General features: G+C 71.5%; 14 protein-coding genes. 3 read left to right on the top strand and 11 right to left on the bottom strand.

Going from position 1 to position 14,998, the window contains the following annotated elements; translation table 11 throughout:
• Nucleotide 1 precedes the first annotated feature (1 nt).
• Nucleotides 2–1,825 (top strand): DNA helicase RecQ, encoded by a 1,824-nt coding sequence (gene recQ / locus FVE25_RS26620; protein ID WP_157249808.1) that lies wholly within the window; start codon nucleotides 2–4, stop codon nucleotides 1,823–1,825.
• 230 nt (nucleotides 1,826–2,055) lie between these two features.
• Here the strand turns inward: recQ and FVE25_RS26615 are convergent, their stop codons facing one another.
• The 4 genes from FVE25_RS26615 to FVE25_RS26600 form a co-directional block, all read right to left on the bottom strand.
• On the bottom strand, nucleotides 2,056–2,268 hold the full coding sequence (locus FVE25_RS26615) for a DUF397 domain-containing protein (protein WP_157249807.1): 213 nt from the start codon (nucleotides 2,266–2,268) through the stop codon (nucleotides 2,056–2,058).
• Complete coding sequence (locus tag FVE25_RS26610) at nucleotides 2,259–3,080, bottom strand: helix-turn-helix domain-containing protein (RefSeq protein WP_281367903.1); 822 nt, start codon at nucleotides 3,078–3,080, stop codon at nucleotides 2,259–2,261. The genes FVE25_RS26615 and FVE25_RS26610 overlap by 10 nt, the downstream gene beginning before the upstream one ends.
• A 273-nt stretch (nucleotides 3,081–3,353) precedes the next feature.
• Entirely contained in the window at nucleotides 3,354–4,394 is a 1,041-nt protein-coding gene (locus tag FVE25_RS26605) for a flavin-containing monooxygenase (protein WP_219825653.1), read from the bottom strand.
• Between the two features lie 48 nt (nucleotides 4,395–4,442).
• Complete coding sequence (locus FVE25_RS26600) at nucleotides 4,443–5,198, bottom strand: helix-turn-helix transcriptional regulator (RefSeq protein WP_157249805.1); 756 nt, start codon at nucleotides 5,196–5,198, stop codon at nucleotides 4,443–4,445.
• A gap of 148 nt (nucleotides 5,199–5,346) precedes the next feature.
• Between FVE25_RS26600 and FVE25_RS26595 the strand changes: the two genes are divergently transcribed.
• Nucleotides 5,347–5,844, top strand: a complete 498-nt coding sequence (locus FVE25_RS26595; RefSeq protein ID WP_246267480.1) for a SigE family RNA polymerase sigma factor — start codon at nucleotides 5,347–5,349, stop codon at nucleotides 5,842–5,844.
• Nucleotides 5,837–7,288, top strand: a complete 1,452-nt coding sequence (locus FVE25_RS26590; RefSeq protein WP_157249803.1) for a hypothetical protein — start codon at nucleotides 5,837–5,839, stop codon at nucleotides 7,286–7,288. Before FVE25_RS26595 ends, FVE25_RS26590 begins: the two co-directional genes overlap by 8 nt.
• Here the strand turns inward: FVE25_RS26590 and FVE25_RS26585 are convergent.
• The 7 genes from FVE25_RS26585 to FVE25_RS26555 all read right to left on the bottom strand — a co-directional run bounded on the left by FVE25_RS26585 (nucleotide 7,285) and on the right by FVE25_RS26555 (nucleotide 14,977).
• A complete protein-coding gene (locus tag FVE25_RS26585; protein ID WP_157249802.1) occupies nucleotides 7,285–8,019 on the bottom strand; it encodes an SRPBCC domain-containing protein in 735 nt (244 codons plus the stop codon). The two genes, FVE25_RS26590 and FVE25_RS26585, sit on opposite strands and share 4 nt — an antisense overlap.
• Entirely contained in the window at nucleotides 8,012–8,596 is a 585-nt protein-coding gene (locus FVE25_RS26580; protein ID WP_157249801.1) for an ArsR/SmtB family transcription factor, read from the bottom strand. The genes FVE25_RS26585 and FVE25_RS26580 overlap by 8 nt, the downstream gene beginning before the upstream one ends.
• 32 nt (nucleotides 8,597–8,628) lie before the next feature.
• Nucleotides 8,629–9,285, bottom strand: a complete 657-nt coding sequence (locus FVE25_RS26575) for a DinB family protein (protein ID WP_157249800.1) — start codon at nucleotides 9,283–9,285, stop codon at nucleotides 8,629–8,631.
• A gap of 34 nt (nucleotides 9,286–9,319) precedes the next feature.
• The gene (locus FVE25_RS26570) at nucleotides 9,320–10,126 is read right to left on the bottom strand and encodes an alpha/beta hydrolase (protein WP_157249799.1); all 807 of its coding nucleotides are present in this window, start codon (nucleotides 10,124–10,126) and stop codon (nucleotides 9,320–9,322) included.
• A 45-nt stretch (nucleotides 10,127–10,171) separates the two neighbouring features.
• A complete protein-coding gene (locus FVE25_RS26565) occupies nucleotides 10,172–11,416 on the bottom strand; it encodes a condensation domain-containing protein (protein ID WP_157249798.1) in 1,245 nt (414 codons plus the stop codon).
• Nucleotides 11,417–11,526: 110 nt separating this feature from the next.
• The gene (locus FVE25_RS26560) at nucleotides 11,527–12,225 is read right to left on the bottom strand and encodes a helix-turn-helix domain-containing protein (protein WP_157249797.1); all 699 of its coding nucleotides are present in this window, start codon (nucleotides 12,223–12,225) and stop codon (nucleotides 11,527–11,529) included.
• Entirely contained in the window at nucleotides 12,209–14,977 is a 2,769-nt protein-coding gene (locus FVE25_RS26555; RefSeq protein ID WP_246267478.1) for a glycoside hydrolase family 2 TIM barrel-domain containing protein, read from the bottom strand. Before FVE25_RS26555 ends, FVE25_RS26560 begins: the two co-directional genes overlap by 17 nt.
• Nucleotides 14,978–14,998: the final 21 nt, after the last annotated feature.

Genomic DNA, 14,998 nt, shown 5'->3' with positions numbered 1-14,998 from the left:
CATGGATACGCCCCTGGAGGTTCTGCACCGCGTCTTCGGCTACGACTCCTTCCGGCCCGGCCAGCAGGAGATCATCGAAACCGTCGTGGCCGGCGGCGACGCGCTCGTCCTCATGCCGACCGGCGGCGGCAAGTCGCTGTGCTACCAGATCCCCGCCCTGGTCAGACCGGGCGTGGGCGTGGTCGTCTCCCCGCTGATCGCGCTGATGCAGGACCAGGTCGACGCCCTGACCGCGCTGGGCGTGCGCGCGGGCTTCCTCAACTCCACCCAGGACTTCGGCGAACGCCAGGAGGTCGAGGCCGCCTTCCTGGCCGGCGACCTCGACCTGCTCTACCTCGCCCCCGAGCGGCTGAGGGTCGACTCCACGATCCGCCTCCTGGAAAAGGGGGAGATCGCCCTGTTCGCCATCGACGAGGCCCACTGCGTATCCCAGTGGGGCCACGACTTCCGCCCCGACTACCTCATGCTCTCCGGCCTGCACGAGCGCTGGCCCAACGTGCCCCGCATCGCGCTGACCGCCACCGCCACCCCGGAGACCCATCAGGAGATCTCCAGCCGCCTCGGCCTCGACGCGGCCCGCCACTTCGTGGCCAGCTTCGACCGCCCCAACATCCAGTACCGCATCGCCCCCAAGAGCGATCCGAAACGCCAGCTCCTCGACTTCATCCGCACCGAGCACCCCGACGACGCCGGAATCGTCTACTGCCTGTCCCGCTCCTCCGCCGAGAAGATCGCCGAGTTCCTGTCCGACCACGGCATCGCCGCCATCCCCTACCACGCCGGTCTCGACGCCCGTGTCCGCGCCCTCCACCAGGCTCGCTTCCTGCGCGAGGAGGGCCTGACCGTCGTGGCCACCATCGCCTTCGGCATGGGCATCGACAAGCCCGACGTGCGCTTCGTGGCCCACCTCGACCTGCCGAAGTCGCTGGAGGGCTACTACCAGGAGACCGGCCGCGCGGGCCGCGACGGCCTGCCCGCCACCGCCTGGATGGCGTACGGCCTGCAGGACGTCGTCCAGCACCGCAAGCTGGCGCTCGAAGGCGACGAGGCGCACCGCCGCCGCCAGGCGCTGCATCTCGACGCCATGCTCGCCCTGTGTGAGACCGTGACCTGCCGCCGCGTGATGCTGCTGGACTACTTCGGCGAAAAGGGCACCGGCCCGTGCGGCAACTGCGACACCTGCCACAGCCGGCCCGAGACGTGGGACGCCACCGTCCCCGCCCAGAAGGTGCTGTCCACGGTCTACCGGCTGGCCAAGGAACGCGGCCAGAAGTTCGGCGTGGGCCAGATCGTGGACATCCTGCTCGGCAAGAAGACCGCCAAGGTGGAGCAGTTCGGTCACGACAGCCTGACCGTGTTCGGCGTGGGCCAGGACCTGTCGTCGGCGGAGTGGCACGGCATCGTCCGCCAGCTCCTGGCCCAGGGCATCCTGGCCGTCGAACCCGCCCACGGCACCCTGGTCCTCACCGACAGGAGCGGCGGCGTCCTGCGTGGCCAGGATCAGGTGAACCTGCGCCGCGACCTGAAACCCCGCCCGGCCGGCCGTGGCGTGAAGGCCAAAGCCGCCGCCCGCCAGGCCGACCTCCCCGCCGAGGCGGGCCCCGTCTTCGAACGGCTGCGTGCCTGGCGCGCCGCGACGGCCAAGGAGCAGGGCGTGCCCGCGTACGTCATCTTCCACGACGCCACGCTGCGCGAGATCGCCACCCTCAACCCCACGACCCTGCCCGAGCTGGGCACGGTCAGCGGGGTCGGGGAGAACAAGCTGGCCAAGTTCGGCGCCCAGGTGCTCGCCACCCTGCACGAGGAGGAATCCGCCGATGGCTGACTCGACGGACGGGGGCCGGATCCGCCGTTAGCGTCGTTCTCGACGTGGGTGACGCACGATCGTTGGGGAGGCGAGGTCATGGCACCGGTTGCGGCCTGCCCGGGGCCGCCTGTCCCTCGTCCAGGCCGACGCCGAGCGGCTGCCGCTCCGGGATGGGTCGGTGCCCACGGTCATCGCCATGATGGTGCACACGGACATGCCCGGATATCCGCAAGCGGTGAGCGGGCTCCTCAGAAGTCGAACTCGCCCTTCCTGGCGCCGTCGACGAAGGCCCGCCACACCGACCCGCTGACCACGAAGGGCCCGATCTCGGGGTGCTCCGAATCCCGGATGCCGACGCGGCCGCCGGGCAGAGGCGCGACTTCCAGGCAGTCCCCGGCGTCCCCCGAACGAGTCGCCCTGCGCCACGTCGCGTCGCGCAACTGCTCCGGGGTCACGTCCATCGGCGCTCCATCTCCTTGATCAGCTGCAGCGAGGCCCGGCGGGACAACGCGTCGCCGTGCAGCACCTCGAACCTCGACTTGGTTTCCAGCACGTATGCGGCGTCCGCGGTGATCTGGCTCAAGGTAATCGACTCTATGTACGCCATATCCGGCATTCCAGACATGCTGGCGAGGATGAACGACCCTTGCAGGCCGGTGGTCACCCAGGAATCTCGCGGAAGGACATGGATGTTGACTCGTGGATGCTCGTCCATCGCCGCGAGGTGCGCCATCTGCTCCGCCATCACGGCCTCGCTGCCGATGGGCTGGGTCAGCACTCCCTCGTCCAGGACCACGCGCAGGATAGGCCCACTTTCCGCTTTTATGATGCTTTGTCGCTCCATTCGGGTTGCAACATCCTTTTCCACGAGATCAGGGGTGGTGCCCGGTTTGCCGCGGAAGACGGCGCGCGCATATTCCTCCGTCTGGAGCAGCCCCGGCACGAGAAGGGGCTGCCAGACCCGGAGCATGTCCGCGCGCTGCTCGATCTCGACCAGCCGCGCCACCCAGACCGGCCAGCGCGCGGCGGAGTCGGCCGTCTCCCGCCAGAGCGCCAGCAGCGCCCCGCCCGCCTGCAGCGCGCGGTCGGCCTGCCTCGCGAACTCCTCGTCGGCCGGACGTTCGCCGCGCTCCACCATGCTGATCTTCGACAACGACCAGCCCAGCGCGTCAGCCAGATCCTTTTGTCGCATATCCACCGCCGTTCGGTATTCGCGGAGATATGCGCCGAATTTCCGCCGGGGGGACCTGAGAACGGGTTCTGGATCTCGCATGGGATCACCGCCTCCCTTGCCGCACGGGCAATACGCACCGCCCGTGCAATAGCGCGCCACGTTCATGTACCGAACGTCTTTCGGGACAATCCCCAGAAAGCCACGAATTCTGAGATTCTCACATCAGACGGCAAACCGTCGAGGCCACTGGCGAAATCCCCTGATTACACGCACCCATTCCAGTTAACCGTGCACCCAAAACCGCCCCAACATATCCCGATTTGTACGCAGAAACCCACCCCTGCCCCCACCCATCTCTGCCAGCCCGGACGCTCAACTCCGCCCGCCCGGGCGATCCACGAGCCGCCCGACCACCCGGGCCACGTCCTCACCCACCCAGCCGAGCAGCGCCGAGCCACGACTGCGCTGGAACGGCAGGCCGGCATACACCAGACCGGGGATCGGGCTCACGCCCTCCTCGTGCACCGGAAGCCCGTCCGACAGGGCGCCGGCCACCTGCAACCACGAATAGTCGGAACGGTAACCCGTAGCCCAGATCACCACGGCCGGCGCCAGCCGCTGCCCATCGGCAGTGCGCACGAACCGCCCATCGACGGAAACCACCCGCCCGGTAACCCGCACCCCCCGCCGCCGCAGGTGCCGGGGACCCATGCCGATCAGGGGATCACGCTTCCTCATCCACCGCCCGACAGCACCCGAGACCGGCGCCCTGACCAGGCCGGACAACGACAACCAGGTGAAGATGTCGGCCCCCATCACACGCTGCGGCGCCACGGCCTGCCGCCCCCCGGCCGCGAGCGTGACCGTCCGGGTGGCGGCCAGTTCGGCGGCGATCTGCACCCCCGAATTCCCCGCGCCCGCCACCAGCACGGGGCCGTCCGGGAGTTGGGCGGGGCCGCGGTAGGCGCTGCTGTGCAACCCGGTGATCGTCTCGGGCAGGGCCAGGTCCGGCACGTGGGGACGCTGAAAGGGTCCCGTGGCCACCAGGACCCCGGACGCGGTGAAGCGATCGTCCACCCTCCCGACCTGAACCTCGAACAGACCGTCCGCGGTACGGCGCAGCCGAGTGACCGGGCTGCCGAGACGAATGGGGAGGCCGAAGTGCGCCGCGTACACCTCCAGATAGGCGGCCACCTCGTCCTTGTCCGGGTAGTGGCCGGGGGCAGCGGGAAAGGGCAGACCGGGCAACGCGCTGAAGCGGGCGGGAGTGAACAGGCGCAGGGAATCCCAGCGGTGTCGCCAGGTCTCGCCGAGCCGGGACCGCGCCTCCAGCAGAAGCACCTCATGTCCGGCCAGCCGAAGCTCCCGCCCTGCCGCAAGCCCCGCCTGACCGGCGCCAATCACGATAATCACGCTGGTCAGATTGCCCGTCTCGGCCACCGGCAGGCTTGAACGAACCTGCTATCCCCGCGACGGGAAGGGGAGCCAGCGGACGCCGGTGGCCAGGGCCGAAGGGGTGTCGCCCATCATGCGGCGGACGGTGCGGGTCAGGTGGGCCGCGTCGGCGAATCCGGCTTCGTGCGCGGCCGTGGTCAGCGAGGCGCCCTGGGCCGTGGAGGTCAGCGCCACCCGTAGCCGCTCCCACAACACGTAGGGGCGGAAGGGCAGGCCGAGTTCCCCGGTGAACAGGTGTGCCAGCCGGCTCTCCGACAGGTGTACGGCATGGGCCACGGCGGCCAGCCGTACCGGTGCGGGCAGGGTACGGGCGACGACCTCCAGAGCGGCCACGAGCGCGGGGTGCCGCCCGCCCGGCGGCGTCCCGGTCAGGTCGTCCACCAGAGCGATAAGGGCCGGCAGGTCGAAGCGGGTGGGCGGGTCGAGATCGACCGCCCAGGAGGCGGCGGAATGTCCTTCCGGCGGTCGCCCGTCCCGGGGAGGCCCGCCGCGCGGGTCTCTCAGCCACCCTGGCACGCCTGTCTGGGCGGGGTCGATCAGGGCGAGGAGGCCGGTTGACGTACCGGAGACGATGGCGTGGGGTGTGTTGGCCGGGATGAGGGCGGCGGGAAGCGGGCGGGAGTCGCCGGCGGCGTCTCGCAGGACCAGTCCGGGGCCGATGAGCAGTTGGGCGGCGTAGTGGGTGTGGAGGTCGCCGGGGGTGATCCGGCCGCCGTAGTAGAGGCGGCCGGGGGCGATGGAGACCCAGCCGCGGTAGGTCATGAGCAGCGGGTGCCGGGCCGGGCCGGGGGCGCGGCGACCTGCGTGCGGACACCGCCGTTCATCACCATGTGGCGATGATAGCGATGATGAATCACTGGTCCGCGGGAAAGGATGCAACCTCGGCGGGTGCCGGTGTGTCCTTGGGGACGTGGACGACACGGTGACGTTCGAGAGCTTCGTCGCGGACCGGCTGGGGGCGCTGTTCCGCTACGCGCTCGTGCTCACCGGCGATCGGCACGATGCCGAGGACCTGGTCCAGGAGGCGCTGACGCGCACCGGACTGTCCTGGCGGCGAGTACGGCGCAAGGACGACCCGGAGGGCTACGTGCGCACCGCCATGCTGCGCATCATGGCCAACCGCTGGCGCCGCCCCCTGCGCGAGGTCAGCGTCGCGGCGCCGCCCGAGCCCGCGCGCGAGGACCAGGCGCTGGAACTGGTACTGGCCGACGCCGAACTCCACACGCGGCTGGCCACGCTGCCGCCGCGGATGCGGGCCGTACTCGTGCTGCGCTACGTCGAGGAACGCAGCGAGCAGGAGATCGCCACCCTGCTGGGCTGCTCACGGGGGACGGTCAAGAGCCAGGCGTCCAGAGCCCTGGCGAAGTTACGGGCGGCTATGGAGCGCGAGGAGGCCGGTCATGGATGATCGCGAGTTGTTCGCCCGGCTCGGGCGGCTCAGTGAGGTGTACGGCGAGCCGTCCCCCTCACTGGCACACCGGGTGCACCGGGAGGTGGCGGCACGGCGCCGGCGGCGCAGGATGCTGGTCGCGGCGGCGGCCGCGGGCACGGCGGTGCTGGTGGCGGCGATCCCGGTCACGCTGAACCAGTTGGCCGCCGACCGCACGTCCAGCGCGGCCATCACGTCGGCGACACCGCCGTCTTCCCCCGCCTCCCCGCCTCCGTGCATCACCCTCCCGACCATCACCGCCACCGAACCTCCCCCGAACACCTTCTCGCCCGACCCGACCCCTCCGCCGAACCCGACCCCACCCACGACTCCCGCCGACACCACCCCACCGCCGCCACCAACCACGACTCCCGCCGATATCACCCCACCGATCCCGCCCTCGAAGAAGCCCACCTCCACCACGGATCGCTTCCTCCCGCCGGCGGCGGAAGCCACCTTCACGATGCTGCCCGACGTGGTGGAGAGCACCATCGACCCGGCCGACCTCCCGACGATCACCCTCAACGCCACGAGACAACCCCCCGACGACTGCCCGCCCCTCCAGACGACGCCCCCGGCGGGCACCCCCTCCCCCGGCCCCACGACCACGATCCAGGCGACCACTCCCACCGGTAAGCCCTTCGTCCCCGACTTCCTGGGCGAGGACGGCACCGTGGTCGGCCGTACACCGGACGGCGAGTTGTGGGAGGCCGCTCCCGGCGACGGCCGCCTGACCCGCATCAGCGCCGGAAAGTCCGAAACCGGCACCGGCGTGGCAGCGGGACCGGGCGGGGTACGCACCTGGGCCCGGGACTTCGATCTGCTCTGCCGCGACGCCCAGGGCCAGATGCTGACCATCAGCCCCCAGGGTGTGGCGAAGGACTCGGGGGTGTGGGTGAGCAAGGGCGTCATCGTCGCCCACGACCCGATGCTGCAGCCCTGGGCGGCCAAGGGCTGCGCGCGAGGGGCGCTTCTGCCCGACCACGGCAAGACGGTGCTGGGCGAGGTGGTCGCCGTCGACCACCCGGAGGCGTTCGTCGTCGAGCCGTCGAACGACAAGGTGGTCCGCGTGCTCAACCTGGAGACCGGGCAGATCATCACCGAACGCCCGATCCAGGAGGACATGTCCGGCCGTGACTGGCGGGCCGCCGTCAACCGGCACATCTTCGCCTGGGCCAAGAACGACATGCTGCACAGGCTCGACCGGACGACGTGGAAGCCCCGCCCGAGCCTCGGCGTGCCGGACGGCCCGGCCAGGCTGACCGCGGGGGCCAACCTGGTCGTCTACTCCACCGATCGGGCGGCCGTGGTGCTGGATCCCCGTATCGACACGGTCCGCGAACTGGACGGCCCCGCCTGGGCCGCCGGCGACTGGTTCCTGTACGGCGGGGCCGGCGCCTACCACCTGGGGAAGGCGGACTAGGAAAGCGCCTCCAGGAACGCCTTCCAGACCCTGGCCTCCTCCTTCGGGTCGTCGCCGCCGAACAGGTGGACGGCCAGGTCGACGCCGTCGCCCTTGCCGTAGAAGCGGTAGAAGGCGTCCGGGGAGCGCACGCCCAGGAGGAAGCCCGCGTCCCCCTCCCGGACCACGTAGTCGGTCACGCCTTCGGCTCCTGTGGGCGCCAGCCGTACCGGATCGCCCGGAGCGACGTCGGCGGGGACGCCGAGGGCGGCGCTGAGCCTGGGCCACGGGTCCTTCACGCCCTTGGGGCCTTCGGCCAGCACGTAGGCGGCGGTGCGGCCGGGGAAGTGCAGGAAGTACTGGGCGAGGGTGAAGAAGTACTGGTCCCAGCCGCTGCCGAGGTTGGCGAGGTACTCGTCGCCCCAGCCGTCGCCCAGGTGGCCGGAGTGGATGAAGCGCAGGACGGTGGTGCCGCCGTCGCGGCCTTCGATGAGGTACTCGTAGGCCATGACGGTGCCGTCCTCGCCCTCGCTCCCCCGTACGGCGAGGCGGTGCGGCGGGTCCCAGCCGGTGATGGCGGATTCCTCGGTGTAGTCCTCGAGGTCGAGGCGCATGGTGCCGCCCACGCCGGGTTCGACGGCGAAGGGGAACATCCACGAGCTCAGCCCGGGGCCGGTGGCTATGGCGTCCCAGACCTGCTCGGGGCCGGCCTGAAGCTCGGCTTCCTTCTCGATCCTGAAATCCTTACCCATGCTCTGGCTCCTTGACGGCCGGGTGGACGGCGATCAGCAGCCGGTGATCGCGCCCTTCTTGACTGTGGTACTTGCCGATGAGGACGGCTGCCGCCTGCGCGAGTTCCTCGGTGAAGGCGGCCCGATCGGCCGCGGAGGCGAAGCGCACCTCCGCGTCCAGGGCGAAGGTGGCCACGCGCTTCCTGGCCTTGGCGGCGCCGGTGAGCAGCGCGCCGACCTCGCGCACCATGCGGGCGCCGAGGGCGAGCAGCCAGCGGGCCGAGAGCTGGTCGGGTGCGTGGGCCGGGTCGGGCTGGACGGCGCTGAGCGCGCTGGGCGAGATCACGTAGGAGGCCGCGGAGGCCCGCATGACCCGTTCGGTGAAGTTGCCCTTCTTGCGCTCCTCGACGAGTTCGACGAGGCCGTGCTTCTCCAGCGTCTTCAGGTGGTAGTTGACCTTCTGCCGGGCGAGCCCGACCTTGGCGGCCAGTGTGGTGGCCGATCCGGGCTCGGCCAGTTCGGCCAGCAGCCGGGTGCGCATCGGGTCGAGCGACGCCTCGGCGGCGGCCGGATCTTCGATCACCGCGATGTCGTGCATGCCTCACAGGGTGGCCTTGAAAAATATATTTGTCAAGGCGACCGGCCGAGGAAGCCGAGTAAACGATCGGACGAAGTCGCAGGTGAGGCCGGCCGTACCGGCGGATGGAAGCGGTGCGGGCGGTCGTCGTCGGCGACGAACACCACGGCGAGTTCCAGCAGCTCGCGCGCCAGCCGATCGGGCAGCGGGCGGTCACCGCCGCAGGCGCGGGCCACGTCCCAGCCGTGCACCGCCACCTCGAGGGCGCCCACCCCCGCCACCACCTCCCGCGCCAGCCACGCCTCCCCGACCCCCACCGGCATCGGGCACCGGGCGCTCTGCGACCACGCGCCGATCAGGCGGCAGGCGCGCCACCGCAGGCGCGCCACCGGATCGCCGCCGGAGCCGCCCAGGCGCGAGCCGACGCCACCGAGCCGGCCGTCACCACGCAGGCCGCCACCAAGCAGGCCGTCATCGAGCCGGCCGTCACCAAGCACGCCGTCACCAGGCAGGTCATCGCCGCCCGGCAGGTCGATGTGGCCCAGGTCGGCGGCCTCGGCCAAGGCCAGCAAGGAGTCGTCCATGTGCGCCAGCAACGCGCGCAGATCCCACTGCGCGCAGGGTGTCCGGTTGCCCATCGCCGCCGGCTCGGCCAGCACCAGGCTGCCGAGGGTGTAGCTGACGGCTCGCTCGAGCAGGGCGACACTCACATGAAGGTAGACCGGCCGAGCGCCGAAAAGTCATCTACGGCAGGATGCGATCCACGAACGCGGTGACCCCGGCCAGGATCTCGTCCTTGTTGGTCTCGTTGAACACCTCGTGCCGCGCGCCGGGGTAGATCCGCTCGGTCAGGTCGTCGCCCTTGATCGCCTCGACCCCGCCCTTGCTGCCGCTGAGCGGCACGAGCTGGTCGTCCTCACCGTGGATCCACAACGTGGGCAGCGAACCCAGCGAACCGCCCTCGGCGATCTGCGTCAGCGCCCGCGCGAACGCCTCCAGCGTGGCCCGCTTGAAGGGCCCGTGCCAGACGAGCGGATCGGCGGCGTAGGCGGCTCCGACGGACGGATCGCGGGACAGGGTCGCGGGATCGATCGGGATGTCGGGCAGTTCGTCCATGGCCAGCAGGACCCCGATGACGTCCCACGCCCCGATGACGGGCCCGGACAGCACCAGCCCGGCCAGGTCGGCGCCGTAGCGCTGCGCGTAGCGGGCCGCGATCAGGCCGCCCATCGAGTGGCCGATCACCACGACGGGCACCCACGGGTGCGCGGCACGCGCGTGCTCCTCCAGCCGGTGTACGTCGGTGACGACCTCGTCGAAGTCGTGGATCAGGACGCGTTCGCCCGCCGACTTCCCGTGTCCCATGTGGTCGACGGCGTAGACGGCGGCGCCGTGCCGTACCAGGAGATCGGCGACGTGCTCGTAGCGTCCGGCGTGCTCGCCGTACCCGTGGACGAGGACGGCCAGATAGCGCGGGCTGGGGTGCGGCCACTCGCGGGCGGTGAGGGCGCCGCGGGTGCCGGGGTAGGTGTGCTCACGAGAGTCCGCCATGCGCCCTCCAGACCGGGAACTGCGGTGATCATATGCCCGGCCGGCTCACGCGACCAGCGATTCCTCGACGAACAACCGCTCCAGGTCCAGCAGGTACGCCTCGATGGCCAGCGGCGACAGCAGCCCCGTGTCGGCCCGGAGCGAGACGTCCATCCGGTCGGGTTCCCCGCTGACGTACAGGCGGAAGTCGGAGATGTTGCGGTCCATGGCGTCGGTCCAGGCCAGGTCGGTCTTGTCCATGGCCCGCCGGATCTGGCGCGCGTCCAGCTCGGGCGGCGGATCGCGGCGGACCGCGCGGCCGTCGTGGAAACGGCCGAACGAGCGTGCCCGTGACCCGGCCAGCGCCTCCTCCAGCGCGAACGGGTTGTACTCCGCCCGCCGGCAGGCCCTCAGCAGCGCCTGCGCACCCTGGTGGGCCAGCGCGCCGAAGTCGGGGGTGCCGGGCTCCAGCACCACCAGGCCCTCCTGGGCGAGCGTGGAGACGACGTCGTGCCGCCCGCCGGTGAAGCGGTTGTCGACGATCACCCGCATGCCGCAGGAGCGCTGCCCGGTCAGCCGCCCCACCAGGCTCAGGGCCCCGGTCAGCAGCGCCGCGGAGGAGGCGACCCGGCGCCGCGCCGCCACCGTCCGCACCGCCGCCGCCAGCGCCGTGGAGGTCATGGTCGCCTCCACGTACCGGGGCCGGTGCGGGCTCGCCGTCAGCTCGAACGGGTCGATGCGCGCGTACTCGGCCAGCCACCAGGCGACGGTCTCGTCGGAGTGCCCGCGCCCGTCGGCCGAGCCCTGCCAGCCGGCGAGGTCCCGCGGCCGGTCCGCCTGCAGAGGCGGCAGCTCGCCCCGTGACAGCAGCAGCCGGAGGTCACGCGCGACCAGGTCGGCGCCGAGCCCGTCGGCGGCCAGGGGGCAGAGCACCACCACGACCTGCCGCACGAACCCGTCGCCGACCACGAACGCCGCCCGCAGCGGCCACTCGCGCCAGTAGTCGAACGGCTTGGCCGACAACCGCTCGGAGACCCGATGAGCCCGTTCCCCCTCCACGATCTCCAGGTACGGCGTGGCCGTCTCGGCGACGAGCTGCCGGGGCGCCTCCCTGGGACCGGTGAGCCGGGTGCGCAGCGCCTCGTGCCGGGCGACGAGCCGGTCCAGGGCGAGCCGGGCCTGCCTGACGGTGACCGGGCGTTTCGGCCCGGCGAACACGCGGGCGAGGTTGAGGTACTGCTCCTGCGGCTCCGCGGCCAGGACCGCACGCCAGACGTCCTGTTGCCCCCAGGTGAGCGGCGCTTCGATCAACGCGCGCCACCCGCGTCCCGGAGTCGGTCGTTCCGCACCGGCGTTCGCCCTCCGCTTATGGGAAACCAGCGGCCACTTTCACACCACGCAGTCCCCAAAAGCGGTCAGGCTCATGCGTCGTCCTCGGTGTCGATCTCAACGTAGTCGAACGCGTCGCCGACCGCGCGGCGGAGCTGGCGGTGGACCTTGTTCTGGTCGTCCTGCGGGCTCGGGACGTAGAACGGGCGGCCGTTGCGGCCGAAGGTGATCGCCGTCGGCCCCTCCAGGTCGCCCAGGTGGCCCTTGGTCAGCTCGAAGTCCTCGAACGACTCGAACCCGAGACCCTTGGCGTACTCCTCGGAGCCGTAGACGATCTGGCGGGCCAGCTCGATCGGGGCCTCCTGGTAGCCGGAGTAGTCGCTGAAGAAGAAGTCGCGGAACTGGCGCATGCCGCGCTCGTCCATGATCTCCGGGCCGTGGGTGACCTTCACGCCCAGGCAGTAGACGTCGGCCAGGTAGCCGCAGACGGAGACCCGGTCGTAGCCGTGCCGGCGCGCCACCAGCACGCTGACCAGGCCACCGGTGTCCGGCTCTCCGGCCGCCTCGTCCGTCCAGCCGTACGACGGGTCGATCGACAGGCCCGTGCTCCAGCCGGTGTTGATCCAGCTGCCGACCAGGGCGGGGCCGCCGCCGGTGACCGCCTCCGCGGCGATCTCCCGCACCAGCGGGGCCACCACGGAGGGCTTGACGCCGAGAGCCCGGGCGATCTCCTTGGGCGACCGGCCGGTGGCCCGTAGTTCCCGGACGCGTTCTTTAAGGTCTCCTGTCACGGTTCGACACCCTAGCGAACCGCAGCACCAGGGTGGCCTCCTGCGCCCGGAGCTCGTAGCGCGGCAGCACGCCGGGGCCGCAGGCGGCCGAGCCGACGCCGTGATGGGCCAGGTCCAGGTTGAGGTGCACGCGGTCGCCGGGCGTCAGGTCGGTCAGGTGCCGGGCGCGCTCCAGGTCGGCGGTGGTCCAGCGGCGGGCGGTCAGGCCGAAGGCGCCCGAGACGCGCAGCCCCTCGCCGGAGGCGTCGGTCAGCTCCGCCCAGCGGACGCCGGCGCGGTGGCCGTTCTCCTGCGGGTAGACGTACGGCGTCTGGAGCTCGTCCACCGTGGCGCTCCAGGTGCCGACCCGGGCGGCGAACCCGGTGTCCGGGTACGCCTCGCCGGGGCCGCGGCCGAACCACGTCACCCGGTCGAAGCCGCCGGGCAGCGCCATGGCCACCCCGAGGCGCGGGATCGGGTGCGGCCAGTCGCCCTCCGGGATCACGTGCACCTCGAGCTGGAGGCCGGCCGGCCCGCCGGTCCAGGTGTAGGTGGTGCGCAGGGCCAGGTCGGCGGCGGCCGGGGCGACCCGCGTGCGCACGACCAGGCGGCCGGCGGCGCGTTCGACGTCGTCCACGCGGTGGGTCAGGCGGTGCAGGCCCATGGTCCGCCAGTGCCAGTCGAGGCCGCCGAAGCGCTCGTTGTCGATCGGGGCGCGCCAGACCTCCAGCCGCGGGCCTTCGACCTCGACGCCGAACAACCGGGTCAGCCGCCCGGAAACCGCGTCGAATTCGCCACCGCCCAAGGCGTCCGCCGTAGCTCCCGCCCCCTCCGAACTGCCGGAAACGTCACCGGAAGGCGCCACGCAGACCTGACCCCAGGCCACCTCGTGCCCCGCCGGAGCCCACGCGCTGTCCTCGGCCAGCACCGCCCGCACGGTCAGCCAGGTCTCCTCCTCGAACGGCCCGGACTCCGGCAGCTTGACCGTCCCGCCCTCCGCCGGAACGTCGACGACGGTCGCGGACCCGCCCACGACGGCCTCGAACCGCAGGTGGGAAAGGTCGCGGAAGCCGTACCTGCTCGCGATCGCGACCTCCCCCGGTGACGGGAAGGTGATCAGGACCGGCGCGAAGATCACCTTGAGGTCGAGCAGCCCCGGCGAAGGCGTGCGGTCGGGAAAGACGAGGCCGTCGATGACGAAGTTGGAGTCGTGCACCGGCTCCCCGTAGTCGCCGCCGTAGGCGTAGCCGAGCTCCGGGTGACGCAGGCCGTGGTCGATCCACTCCCAGATGAAGCCGCCGGCCAGCCGGGGGTAGGCGTCGTACAGCTCCTGGTACTCCAGCAGGCCGCCGGGCCCGTTGCCCATGGCGTGCGCGTACTCGCAGTGCACGAACGGCATCGCCCGCCGCCGGGCGTCGAGAACGGGATCGTCCAGAGGCTCCTCGGTACCGCGGCCGATGGCCTCGACCTGCGCGACCGTGGCGTACATGAGGCTGTAGACGTCCGTGTCCGCGCAGGTCACGTCGCCCTCGTAGTGCAGCGGCCGGGACGGGTCACGCTCGCGCGCCCAGTCGGCCATGAGCCCGAGGTTGCGTCCGGTCCCGGACTCGTTGCCGAGCGACCACATGATCACGGACGGGTGGTTCTTGTCCCGCTCGACCATGCGCCGCATGCGCTCGACGTAGGCGGCGGCCCAGGCGGGGTCGTCGCTGGGGTTGCGCCGCCAGCCGACCTGGCCGAAGCCGTGCGTCTCCAGGTCGCACTCGTCGACCACCCACAGGCCCAGTTCGTCGCACAGGTCCAGGAAGCCGGGGTGGGGCGGGTAGTGGCTGGTCCTGACCGCGTTGACGTTGTGCCGTTTCATCAGCAGCACGTCCGCGCGCATGGTCTCGTACGGTACGGCCCGCCCGTGGTCGGGGTGGAACTCATGCCGGTTGACCCCGCGCAGCTTCAGCGGGACGCCGTTGACCAGGAGCACGCCGTCCTCGATCGCGACCGTGCGGAAGCCGACGCGCAGCCGCGCGGTCTCGGTCGTGGTGGTGAAGACGGCGTCGTAGAGCCGCGGGGTCTCGGCGCTCCACGGCTCGGCGGGCACCGTGACCTCCACGCGCGGCCGCAGGCCGTCGACGCCCAGCTCCGGCAGGCTGAGCACGCCCTCGCCCGCGAAGCTCAGCCGCCCGTCCGCCTCCGCGCGCACGAAAAGGTCGGCGGTGGAGCGGGTGAGCGTGACGTCGCGGAAGATGCCGGGCAGCCACCACATGTCCTGGTCTTCCAGGTAGCTGGCCGCCGACCACTGGTGCACGCGCACGGCCAGCACGTTGCGCCCCGGCACGAGGTACGGCCCGGCCGTGAACTCGGCGGCCAAGCGGCTGCCGGTGGTGTATCCGAGCTCGTGCCCGTTCAGCCAGACCCGGGCATGGGACTCGACGCCGTCGAAGCGCAGCACCGCGTCGTCCCAGCCGCCGGGAACCTCGAAGACGCGCCGGTAGTCGCCGGTCGGGTTCTCGTCCGGCACGTGGGGCGGGTCGATCGGGAAGGGATAGGAGACGTTGGTGTAGGCGGGCCTGCCGTACCCGTGCAGCGGCCAGTGCGCGGGCACCGGCAGGGTGTCCCACGCGGAGTCGTCGTAGGAGGGGTCGGCGAAGTCGAGCGGCGCGTGGACGTCCGGGGAGAACCGGAAGCGCCACGCGCCGTTGAGGTCGATGGCAGGGGCGTCGCTGCTCAGGGCCGCGCGAGGATGGCGCAGCCCCGAGCTCGGGGCATGATCGAACACCCCAACATCCTTCCCCAAAAG

Source organism: Nonomuraea typhae (assembly GCF_009760925.1).
Taxonomy (GTDB): Bacteria; Actinomycetota; Actinomycetes; order Streptosporangiales; family Streptosporangiaceae; genus Nonomuraea; species Nonomuraea typhae.
Note: the sequence above shows the minus strand (reverse complement) of the source record. Positions and strands in the feature narration are given on the sequence as shown.